At 59.4% G+C, this 11,510-nt stretch carries 8 protein-coding genes and 1 pseudogene; 3 read left to right on the forward strand and 6 right to left on the reverse strand.

Annotation, left to right across the window (positions count from 1 at the left end; all coding sequences use genetic code 11):
• Positions 1-107: 107 nt before the first annotated feature.
• Positions 108-335 carry a hypothetical protein gene (locus FFS45_RS26725; RefSeq protein WP_137957646.1) on the reverse strand — a complete coding sequence of 76 codons (228 nt, stop codon included), beginning with the start codon at positions 333-335 and terminating at the stop codon, positions 108-110.
• A gap of 1,025 nt (positions 336-1,360) precedes the next feature.
• Between FFS45_RS26725 and FFS45_RS26730 the strand changes: the two genes are divergently transcribed.
• Positions 1,361-1,954 carry a hypothetical protein gene (locus FFS45_RS26730; RefSeq protein WP_137957647.1) on the forward strand — a complete coding sequence of 198 codons (594 nt, stop codon included), beginning with the start codon at positions 1,361-1,363 and terminating at the stop codon, positions 1,952-1,954.
• Between the two features lie 564 nt (positions 1,955-2,518).
• Here the strand turns inward: FFS45_RS26730 and FFS45_RS26735 are convergent.
• From FFS45_RS26735 to FFS45_RS26750, 4 genes are all read right to left on the reverse strand, one after another.
• Complete coding sequence (locus FFS45_RS26735; protein WP_137957648.1) at positions 2,519-3,715, reverse strand: patatin-like phospholipase family protein; 1,197 nt, start codon at positions 3,713-3,715, stop codon at positions 2,519-2,521.
• The gene (locus FFS45_RS26740; protein WP_137957649.1) at positions 3,708-5,954 is read right to left on the reverse strand and encodes a ThiF family adenylyltransferase; all 2,247 of its coding nucleotides are present in this window, start codon (positions 5,952-5,954) and stop codon (positions 3,708-3,710) included. The genes FFS45_RS26735 and FFS45_RS26740 overlap by 8 nt, the downstream gene beginning before the upstream one ends.
• Positions 5,951-7,111 (reverse strand): hypothetical protein, encoded by a 1,161-nt coding sequence (locus FFS45_RS26745; RefSeq protein ID WP_137957650.1) that lies wholly within the window; start codon positions 7,109-7,111, stop codon positions 5,951-5,953. Before FFS45_RS26745 ends, FFS45_RS26740 begins: the two co-directional genes overlap by 4 nt.
• Before the next feature lie 610 nt (positions 7,112-7,721).
• Positions 7,722-8,927, reverse strand: coding sequence for a site-specific integrase (locus FFS45_RS26750; protein WP_249362939.1), 1,206 nt, complete (start codon positions 8,925-8,927; stop codon positions 7,722-7,724).
• Between the two features lie 179 nt (positions 8,928-9,106).
• On the opposite strand from FFS45_RS26750, the gene FFS45_RS26755 reads away from it, so the two are divergent.
• The gene (locus FFS45_RS26755) at positions 9,107-10,060 is read left to right on the forward strand and encodes a DNA-binding protein (protein WP_137957651.1); all 954 of its coding nucleotides are present in this window, start codon (positions 9,107-9,109) and stop codon (positions 10,058-10,060) included.
• Between the two features lie 110 nt (positions 10,061-10,170).
• Positions 10,171-10,338: pseudogene (locus FFS45_RS42465) on the forward strand (IS5/IS1182 family transposase); the annotation flags it as partial.
• A 160-nt stretch (positions 10,339-10,498) separates the two neighbouring features.
• Here FFS45_RS42465 and FFS45_RS26765 read toward each other — a convergent pair.
• Positions 10,499-11,404, reverse strand: a complete 906-nt coding sequence (locus FFS45_RS26765) for a LysR substrate-binding domain-containing protein (protein ID WP_137957652.1) — start codon at positions 11,402-11,404, stop codon at positions 10,499-10,501.
• Positions 11,405-11,510 lie beyond the last annotated feature (106 nt).

The raw sequence follows: 11,510 nt of genomic DNA on the forward strand, positions 1-11,510 counted from the left end.
AAAGAAGGAGAGAAAGAAGACCCAGACACCCACCGAATAACCCGCAAAGCTGGTCCAACGGGTGGGTCAGAATTCAATGCAAATCGTGGGTCAGGATTCCGCGCAAATCAACATACCAGCGCCTGCGGCAACTGCTCCCCCGCATCGATAAGCATCCGGAACTGGATCGTGTCGTCCCGCATGTACTCAACCAACGTACAGTCTCCGTGACGAACATTGAAACTGCAAATACGGACGCTCTCATTTGCCGAAAGTTTTTGGTCAATCATGTTGTGTTCTGAATTGTTTTGGGCAGATCTGTCGATCAGAAAATGCTTGAGCGGGCGCTCGGCCAATCACGTTCGCCTGGCAGGCTGCTGTTAGGTCGAGAAAAACGTTAGCCTAACCTTGCGCTGACCGTCCGTCGACCTGGAAAACAGCTTGGCGAGCGCGGAACTGTACTGCTGCCCCTCGACTTCAATTTCAGCCTCGAGGTCAGTAAAAGATATGCGACTCCATGACTCAGCATAATTCAGACCATCGATGCAATGGTCCAGTACGTCGCAGATGTGCTGCCTTTCTCGACGGTCAGGGCCCTGCTCGCCCCCAGCTATCCGCGAAAATCGCCCACTGTGCCAAAGCCTTGTTTATCCATTCAACCGCTGAGCCGCTTACCCATATCAGACCAATGATCAGCCAGACAATCAGAACGGCGTTGGTCAGCATAAACGGATGCCCGCCGATGATCGCAGTCCCCAGTTTTTCGACTACCCCAGTATCGATTGAGGATCCGGACTCGTCGGGATTAATGATTCAGGTTGAGCTGATACCCCGTTCGGATTAGTCATTTCGAAGTTCACCTGTAAGCGGAATATATACCTACAAGTTAACGGCAGCCACCCGAAAATCTTTGCGTTCAATTGACTCCGACGATAAACGGTGATGCGCCCTGCATTAAGCCAGGTGTTACGATCAGAAATAACTACGTGCGCGGGCACCGAATCATGGGAGGCGATCCGACTACGTGAGCCGTCGCCATGCATCATATTGATGCGCCCCCTTTTCGGCCGTGCGGACGCGCAAGGAGCCTGTCGATGCGAGATTACCCGCGTACTGACCATCGACATGGGGTGCTCCCGCGTGAACCTGACAGACTGAAGCTCTTCAAGGTTCGTCGTTAGCAATCCAACATGAGCGACTCGGCGATGACGTTCTGGATGGATCGTTTCCAGCCCGCTTAAGATTATTGGGCCAGAGATGGACGCTTTTTTTCCCTCGTCGGGATGCGACCGCTTCGATATGACATGCATTGAGATCTTCACTTAAGTTTCGCGGGAATCTGCCGATATGCGTTTTAAGTAAACTACAAGTCTGATACCTGATGGATACCTTTTTCAAACTGATTGTCTACATCTTCATTGTCGGAGTGATGATCATCATTGGTTATGCGCCGCGCCATGCGGCGCGCCGTCAGATGCTGTATTTCGAGGATTGTCGCGGCCTTTTCGCAACTGCCTTCGTCACCGCAGGCATAGCCCTCGTGTACACAGCACTCGGTCACATTGAGAAGTTCATTTTTGAATCTCCCGAGATGATGGTGGTAGCGACGACAATCAGCCTCGAAGTGGCCTATGGGTATATTTCGGAACAGAAATTATCTCGCAAGACACGACGGCTGACCATTGTGGCCTCGCTGATCGTCGGGGGCTTGGGCGCCGTGCGGATTTTTGCCGCGATCAGGGGTGAAGTGAACGAGACACACTCGGAGCCCAACGGCTGGTATGCATTCCTGCAGGCTGGGATTTGGATCGCGGCATTCGTCATTGCGTTTCTAGCAAAGATAATCGCGAAACGATCTGAGCGAAAGGAACGGCACGAGAGAGCAATCAAAACGCGCGCAGCAAGGCTTGCAGCAATTGTCGCTTGCCCATCCGTTGACGCTATGCCAGCACCTATGCTCCGCCAAATCAGTTAAGCAAGTGGCTCCGCTCCCTTGGCATCTGGGATATTTGCGCATCCCTGAATGGCGGGTACTGGCAACTCGATGAATGAAGGATGCCTCATTCCATTGTGCGCTTTCGTATCCGCGCAGGGCAAGGTGGTCGAACTCGCCGTATGACAGTCGCTTGAGGGAAGTCTTGAACGAAGCTGCATTGCGAGCGGCTTTTGCGTTCAGCCAGTCCGCGCCGACCGTTTCTTCGAACGCGGGACGGCGGCTGCCAAACTGCCTCCGCACCAATCTTCAGGTACAGCCTGGAGCCGCGATTTGCCAGCATAGCGCTTCTGACATTAACTCATCGCGCATACCATCTACGAACTTGGGAATTTTCCTGTCGGCACCCCGACAGCGACGATCCCAAAAAACCTACATTTCGACAATTTCCGGATCGACCGCCTCACTTCGGCCATTAGCCCGGTGTATCGCACCGGTGAGAGCGCGTCTGCATTCCAGCCCGCGTTAAACGGGGGGGATGGCCTAGCCGAATCGGTTTGATCATGAAAATAATTGACCAGTTCTTAAGCAATATTTTTGCGATATTCAGAGAGCGGGCAGATATCGGTCGAGGATAATGTGGGTAAGCTGCTCGCCGCGTAACGACAGCGCGTCAAGATCTGCCTGTGTCATTGCGGCGAAATTTGTTGGATAGTCCTTGACGTCCTCACGCGGCACCAGGTCCGACGGCGTATAAGGCAACTGCTCGTCCATCTGCCCCAGGTACACCATGCCGAAGCCCTTCAGCAGTCCATTGCGTGCGTAGTGATGCAACCGGTTATAGGTTGCATCCTGCACCTTGCGATGGACCGTCTCGAACGACAGTTTCACGCGACTGATCCACCAGAACGGACTGGCTTCTCCACCGATCTGCCCTGCCCCCGCATTCAGACTGATGATATGTGTCGCGTTGAAATTATTCACACTGATACCCGCGTTCCTGCCCGGCTCGAGGACGGTGACGCCGAGGTTCTCGAAGACACCGCCGTCAGTGAGCACCACCTTGTGCACCGATCTCCGGTTACCGCGGACAAACGAGAATTTCTGGATCAACGGTGGTAGCAGCAATGGAAACGCCGCCGACGCTGCAACAGCTCGAGCAACGGGAATATGGTTGTCTTCGATGCGGCCATATCGCCAGCCTCCTGATGCTTGGGAACCGAAGCGGAATGCCGTGCCTGTACGCAGATCGCAGGCGTTGATAATGACCTCCACGCCCTTCCACCTGACGTCCTTGATCACAGTGTTACCGAAGATCGTGCGTGCGAGCGCGTCTTCGAATGCGGTCGTCAGGCTCCCCCAGATTGGTAGCAGACCAGATAGGCGGGCAAGGCCGCTCTCGAACCGTCCCGTAGGCAATCGCGTGATGGCGCGTATGAAGGAAAGCACGGCACCCAATGCGCCGAGCGCGAGGGCGGGCATCGCTGTGAGCAGAAGGGTCGCGAAAATCTTGGGTGTTTCGCTGCTGAAGAAAACCGACCTTGCTATAGACCCGTTGAAACCCCTGCGCAGTATGTCGACCATTCGCCGGTCAAACTCGGCGAATTCCGTGCCCCAATATGCAAGGCAGGCACCAATCACGCTTCCACCCGATACGGTGGAAACGACTCTGACCTTGTCCAGCAGCCCGCGGTCGTTGAGCGCACGCAGACATCCGAGATGAAAGGCCATCGCCCTAGAGCCACCGCCGGAGAGCGCAAGCGTCAAAAATGTCGCGGAGGACGTGCGGTGTGCGTCAGTCATCACGGTCGAATACGTTGCCTGCTATCAACGGCGCTTTCGCTGTCCCACCGACAATCAGCATCAGAAACTGATGGGCCAGGAAATCGGTACCTTCGAACAGCCGCACCATGGCGCTCCGGTCGGTATGGCTCGGATCAGGTTCTGAGCCCGGATGGGTATGCCACATGCCGATGAACGCCACCGAGCCTCTCGTTCTCGAAGTCTGTTCTGCATTCATCTCGGCCACGCCGCGGGTGCCGCAGATAAACCCGGCTGGGCTTGCCTGACTATCGGGTGGAGGGCCGCTTACGGCCGTGATCCATACAATCTTGAGAAACCGGTCGATCTCGCCGAACAGAATTCCGCCCGTCTCTGGCGTGGGTCCCCACATCCTTTCCGACTTGCGCATCCATCCGAGCATCGCAGATTTTGCCGCGGGGGCAAGCCGGATCTGATAGCCATGACGTGAATCGACAAGCACATCATCGGACGGCCATGAATATTCTGCTTCAGGCGGTTCATCGGCACGGATGCGTGGGGCTTCGGATATCTGCATGCCGAACCCACGGGCGTGCTCATCCGCACCGCTGGCGAGCCAGCCGGCCGCCACATTCAACATGCGACCGGTCAGGATCGCGATATCCGCGGCGGAGCCAACGAAGGTGGGATCAGAGCAACCAGGCTCTGGCTGGAACAGGCGCGATGTTCGCGCCTCTGTCGGCCAGAATTCATCGAGCAACGTGCGCGCGCCCTGGGCATTTGCAAACTCCAGTTTCATGCGTCTGTCGAGGTCGAGCGCAATTCCCGGTCCGTTGCGCCGGGCCAGGGTCATAAGGCTTGTGTGTGCCCGATGGCCGACGGCCATTGAGACTATCGGCGGATGACTACCCGGCCGGTCACGCAGGCAGAGCTCCAGCGCAGTTGCAACCCGGACCGACGCCGTTGCATTGATGACAACATCGGCCTCGAACAGTGTCTGTGCGCTCTCGGCATTCCCAAGGACATGAATGATATTCGTTCGCTGTGGATCCGTATCGATATCCGGGTCGATGAGGCGGACGTTGTTGCGTGTGGCGTACGCCTTATTGATGCCCACCTGGTGCCGATTGAAAATCTGCCGCGCGAGCACGCCTGGCTTAACGACCGTCTTGTCGTACAGCGTGAGCTTTCCCGCACCGGCGCGCGCCAGAAATGTCGCAATCGTACTGCCGAGCGCCCCGCATCCCAGTATGGCGACGTGATGGCCGCGCCAGTATGCCGCCGGAGTACCGGCATCCCTCGGCACCACGATTTCCGGACGGTCCTCTAGTACCGAACACCAGTCAATGGAGGCATTTTCGGCCCAATCGTTAAACAGGCGCTCGTCAACTGGATTGTCGTCGGTTCTGGCGAGCACGGCCTTGCGCAACGCGAGGGCGTCGTCTGCCTTGATGCGCCAGGCGGCAAGATGCTGACGCCGCTCGCCGCCAGCAATGCCCCGCATAGCCGCACCAAGCACGAATACCAACGGCTTGTTTTCCGGGTTGCGCAATGCGCCCATCGTCAGGAGCAACCGGATGACGTCGAGAGGGATTCCCCTCGCCTGAAGCACGGTCCTCAGGGCCGCGAAGGTTTCGGGATACTCAAACGGCATGTCCGACGGCAGGAGGATGGCGGGCGCTATGCTCACCTGCGACGTGGGCGATCTGTAGTCCAGCCACTCACCGAGTTCAACACAGAAGTCGCTCTCACGAACGATGCGGGCATATCCGGCCCAGAAGGGTGCGGCCGCAACAGGTGTGTTGACGGTTGGCACCACGACCAGCGCCCGATCGTCATGATAGGCGACGGGCGGATGAAGTGGCAGACCCACGGGGTCAAGCTGGTTTAGGGCTGCTGCCCGTAACCATTCGTGCATACGCAGGACGAACCCGAGCATTCCATCGGCCGGCTGCCATTCCGTTTCGGGCGACTGGTAAAGGCAGATCGTATGTCCCCACTGGACATGCGGGAAGCCGCCATAGTCAGAATGGGCGAACCAGAGAGCCGGAATATCAAGAGGGAACGTCGCCGGCACAAAGACCAGCAACCGTTCTCGCGGCCGGAATGGAATCCCCCCTTCTGCCTTGGTATAGGCGCTGCATGCGACGGAAACCGAGATCCTCAGATCGGCGCCAGTCGAAGCCGGCTCCGTGACCTCGACGATCTCAAGCGCGTCATTGGACTGCTCGGCGATCTGCGTCAGCTGCTCGAGTGCCCAGCGTTGTCTTTCAGACCTCATTGCTTGCCGAACCCGACCTTCGCCGCAGGTGGTGCGTTCGTTCCACGAACCGCAGCGACGGCCTTGGCGAGATCGTCCTTCGCCTGCTCTGACAGCGTGAAGTCGCCGTCAGCCAGCCGGATGCCCCCATCGGTGACGGTGAAGATGATTGGACGGAGCTTCTTCGGCGTGCTGTACTCATCGGTGCACAGAAAGTTACCCGGAGCATCGACGATTTCCAGATAGCGGTTCTTTGCCTTCGCATGGGGCGGGTTATCGCCCGGCATGTTCCTGCCGGGTATGGCTGGCGAAGACGACACAATGTACGCGCCCTTGCGCTTCCCCGACTTCAGGTTGTCCAGAATATCCTGTTGCACCGCCTCGTCGTTGTCGAACATCACTTTCCTGGAGCAGTGATGTGGCGCAAGCAGCACATCCCACGACAGCCGACTATCGTTGTCGTGCTTCCGGGTCTCATCGAACACGCGGCGCAGCGTCGGATGCGCGAGATCGCCGAAGAACAATCCAGCCATCGATCGCGTGGCGTTGCCGATCAATATCTGCAGCGCAAGGCTCGTTTCGTTCCGCTCATCGGCCGAATCGTCCTTGAATGGCGCATGGATAAATGCGTTGAAGCGGCTTCCTACGTTCGTACCGTCCAGCAGGGTGACAGGATTGCCCGGTATCGTGAGAAATGCTCTCGGCAGGCCTTGATATTTCTCTTCCTTCAGCAGATCGTCATAGCCGAACACCCGAACCCGGTTACCCGAGCCAGGATCGCCCTGCGCCGCGATGGTCTCTTCGCGCCGCCGCCCGGCTTCTTTCCTGAAAGCCTGCGCGTCCGCGCACAGATCCTTATGGTATTCGCGGAAGATCCGCGGCGTGTGCCATAACTCCCCGATGGTGACGTGCTTCAACAGGTTCGCAAACCCACGGCAATGATCCTCGTCCGGATGCGTGAGCACAAAGCATGAAAGATGGGGCTTGCCATTGCGCTTCGGCAGCTTGGCGATCAGCTCGTCGACGACGGGAATCCTGCCGTTGTCGACTTCGTCAGCGAGTGCACAATCATTCAGATCGATCTGCACGACTTCGCTATCGCTGATTACGACGGTGGTGGCGTCACCACAACCGACCGGCCAGAATACGAACGACGGTCCATCGAGATCTGCAAACATGTGAGTCTCCGTCCTTTGGAAACGTGTGATATGCACCGCCAGCGCCGGACGGCAACTTTTACCTAAAATGCGTCTCAATGATATTACAAAAAACTACAAAATGTTGGGCTTTCGTTGTTTTTTGATACCATATATTGTGTTGCGACGCGACATTTGCAGAGGCCGCCCTGAGGAAAACGTTTGCGTCTTGCACGAATCAGCAAGAAACGGTCACTTCGACTGAATTGCCGAGGACAGTCCCGGCCGTAGTCACGGTCAGGCCGACTCACGAATTTGCGGATATCAGCTGTGTTGCCGCGACCCGGAGATGTTCATAAACCGGAAACCTCAAACACGCTTCCGGCGTGACAGGTGAAGGATCGCGAGAGCGCGTGCCACATATGACCGGCTGTGATATCAAGCGGTGAGAAGTGCCCCAACTGTATGGGAACGGGAACGCGATGTCCCGAAGGCGGCAGCCGGGTAGTGTTCAGGCCCCCGGCATCCAAAACGCAGGCCCGGACGCGTACGCGCTCCAGGCGGATTGCGCTGGGTGTGGCGCCCTCGCGATTGACACCGGTCGAGCGCCTGGTCTGGTCGTCCGGTTATGGATGTGCTGGAGATGCTTGGACTACGAGAGCGTCCTGGTTGGAGCGCCCACCGTCCCGTGCACCTCTGATGCAACTGCATCATCCCGCTCTCTTACGGTCTCGGCGTGGCGCAGATCGTCTTCGGCGTGAAGATAAATGCCGGTTGTCTGGATCGATGCGTGGCGCATGTTTTTCTGGATGAAGCGCAGGTCGGTCCCGGCATCGGCCTGATGCGAAGCGGCACTGTGGCGCAGCCAGTGGGTCGATGCCCGTCGCAGCGTTTCTGCGCCGGCCACGTCGCCCGCCTCGAGCATCCCGGCGGTGCGCCTGAACACTTCCTTGACGATCAGGTAGACCGCCGCCGGGGTGAGGTGTCTATGCGGGTCGCCCGCGACGCTCATCACTGCGGCCGCCGTCTCGTTTCCCGACGGCGTCGGCGCCAGCCCATGAAACACCCGGTATCGCGCGAGGTCTGCCATCAGCGCGGCACTCACCGGCACCTCCCCTGCGCTGCCGCCCTTCCCGACCACGTGCAGCCACCACCTGCCGCGCCGCAGACAGAAGTCGGCCGCCTTCGCATGCGCGGCTTCCGACACGCGCAGCCCGGTGTGGTACAGCAGGCGGATCAGCCAGCGGCTGCGCTCGTAGTGCTGGTGATCGCGCGCGGTGCGCCGTGGCCACTGTTCGACGCTGGCCAGTACATGTTCCCAGAGCGCGTGGTCCAGATACCGCTCGACCCGCGGCGCGCGCCTGGCGGCCGCCCCCGTCCGCCGGCGCAGCGCCAGCGGATTGCCGGCGAGATACCCGGCACTGACCAGATACGACAGCAGGCCCGACAGGATGCCGAGCGCCTGGTGCTGGCTGCGCGCCGACAGCGGGCCGTCGAACAGCCGCCGTGCGCCACCCCGCCGCGGTCGCGCCGGATCGGTCCAGTCGCCGCTGGGCGCCGCGAGAAACCGCTCATATAGCAGGAAGTCCTCGCGCGTGAGGCTTGACAGCGGCTTGCCCAGCGCCTGGGTGGCCCACAGCAGCAGGCGCACTGCTTCCTTGCGGTAGCTGCGCAGCGTGTGCGGCGAGCCCGCATATTCCGCGAGCCACAGGCGCACGGCCTCGACGTCGCACTCCGCGGCAATCTGCAGGTGGCCGCCCTGCGCGCGGTTGGTGCCGTCGTGGCCGTCAAGGGCGGCAGGCAGCGCAAGCGAAAGGACGGTGTCGGGCGCTTCCGCGGGGTTCGCGGGCAGGTTCATGGTGTGACGCGTTTTGAAGGGGACTTTTCGCAGCGTACACGATAGGAACTTGTGATTATGGGCGTTATCGCAAATTTCCGCCGTCTATCGTTACACATATAACGTTATACGGAAATATACGGTTATCATCCATTGATGAAGCGCCCTCCTCCACGACTTTTCACGGTGAAACTCCGCCCATGAGCCGTATCAGCAACACCCGCATCCGTACCCGGGAAGCTGCCGCGCAACTGGTCGCATCGGGCCGGCTCCCGCATGAGCTCACCGTCGACCGGATCTACGCGGAAATCCGCCAGGGCAGCCGCACCACGATCAATGACGAGCTGAAACTGTGGAAGGACGAGCAGACGCGCAACGACGCGCTTGCCGCAGCGTTGCCGCCGGCGGTCGCCGATGCGATGCTGTCGGTGTGGGCGCTGGCAGTCGAGCACGGCGAACGCGTCTTTGCGCAGCGTGGCGACGAACTCGAAGCGGATGCGGCCGCCGCCATCATGCGCGCCGGGGCCCTCGAGTCCGCCCAGGCAGAACTTCAGGGCGAACTTCGCACCGTTCGCGGACAGCTCGACGACCAGCAGGCACGACTTGCCACAGTACTTGCGGAACTCGCGCAGACCCATAGCGGGCGCGACGCCGCGCTCCGACTGGCCGAGGCTGCTACGGCCGAAAGGGACGCGGCCCGCGCGCAGTCGGAACAGGCGCTGCACGGTATGCGATCCGTCCATCTCCAGGAACTCGAAGCATTGCGCGCCACCCACGCAGAACATGAAACGGCTTTGCGGGCAGAGGTCGATCAGGCGACGGCCCGGCTCGAGGGTGTCCAGAAGCGGGTCATGCTGCAGACCGAGGAGGCACGTGATGCGCAACGCCGGGCCGAGGCCGCGCTCTCCGAGATCCGGACGCGCAATGAGCAGCTTGTCGGCGACGTTCAGCGGATATCGGCGGACGCCGCTGAACAGAGGCGCCTCGCCGGGCGGCATGAGAAGCTGCTTGACCGCGTCACACAGGAGGCTCGTGATCTGCGGCGCGAACGTGATGCGCTGGCTCAGCAGGTAGCGTCGTTACAGGGGCAACTGAAGGCCTACGAAAAGTCTCCGACGGTCCGTCGAGCCAGAGTTTCACGTCCGGCAACCTGATCGCGTAACACGTCTGCGCCTTCGCGCATCCTGACGCAGGGCCGTAACGTCTGCCCGCTGCAAACGCTAAAATATCCCAGCAAGAAAGAAGAAGATCAAGGCACTGGCATCGTGGATGCTTCAGTGCGCCGGAGATCACGGCGTGCGACGACGCTGGCGTTGCTGCAATGGCGCCAAAGTCGTTGACATCCGGTGCCAGGGTCGACGCTCGGTTCGATCGAGCGGACTTCGTGTATATCGCAGAGAACGATCAGTATCGCTGTCCGGCTGGACACCGGGCGATCGGCGAATGAGTTCAGTTCTCGACACAGCTCACTTTGCCCGTACTTCAACCGTGTCCAATGCGAGGCACCACCTCATTGGCCTCGACATCGCACAGTTATTCGCACCGCCCAGACATCGAGCGCAATTGATGCTGGAGTTTGGACGCTATCGCAATCAGGCGGCGTGCCACAGCTCACCATGCCGACGTACAAGTTCCTGGATGGTGGTTTGCACAGCTCGAGAGGCAGCATTCTGAGGAATCGCCGTCGGCACACACAGGCTTACCGCACGCTCCAGCGAGGGACTGACGAGCCGCCGGGATATGGCTTGGGATCGATGAAGCTTGCCTAGTGCTCCGGACAGGATAGTGCCAACATCGCCCGCCTCCGCAATGGACAACATGGTCGGCAATGAGTCGATGTCTGCGACCACGTTCAACGCCAGCCCTTCGCGCGCAAATGTGCGTTCAACCAGTACCCTCAACCCACTGCTCTGTCCAGAGAGCACGAGCGGCACGCCGGAAAGCTCGGAAAGTGCAATGCTTCCTGCCTCGACTTCGCCAACCCGAGTAGCGCCATAGAGTGAGAGGCGCTCGTTGAACAGTGGCGTTACGGTTATACCGCGTGTCGCGATGTCGCGGAACAGGATCGCCATGTCCAGCCTCCCGTTCGCAAGCAGTTCAACGAGATACCCGCTCATACTTTCGAAGAGTTCAAGTTTGATGCCCGGGTAGGTGGAGCGAATCACGGAGAAAAGGGGCACTGCGATCACTGCGGCAACGCTGGTAGGCAACCCCACAGCGACGTGGCCGACCTCATTGTGCTCGCCCAGCGATACCTCACCGCGCATCTGCTCAAATTGCTTCAGGATTGTGTGGGCGTGACGGTAGAGCGTGTCGCCTGCATGGGTCGGGCGCACACCCGATGGGCTGCGCAGCAATAACTGCGCGCCCAGTTCGTCCTCCATTGTCGCAATTTGCTGACTCAACGAAGGCTGGGAAATTGCCAACCTCAGCGAGGCCTTTGAGAGACTCCCCGTTTCGACAACCGCTGCGAAGTAGCGTAGTTGCTTAACATCCATTTCGTATCTCCGGCTTGCCGGTACCTATGCAAGACCGACAGACTATACCTCGCAGGCTCGTAGCCTGGGTACTGATGAAAGTACAGAGGAGAGTTCGAACGGATCG

This window comes from Burkholderia sp. 4M9327F10, assembly GCF_005503145.1.
In the GTDB taxonomy this organism is placed as follows: domain Bacteria; phylum Pseudomonadota; class Gammaproteobacteria; order Burkholderiales; family Burkholderiaceae; genus Paraburkholderia.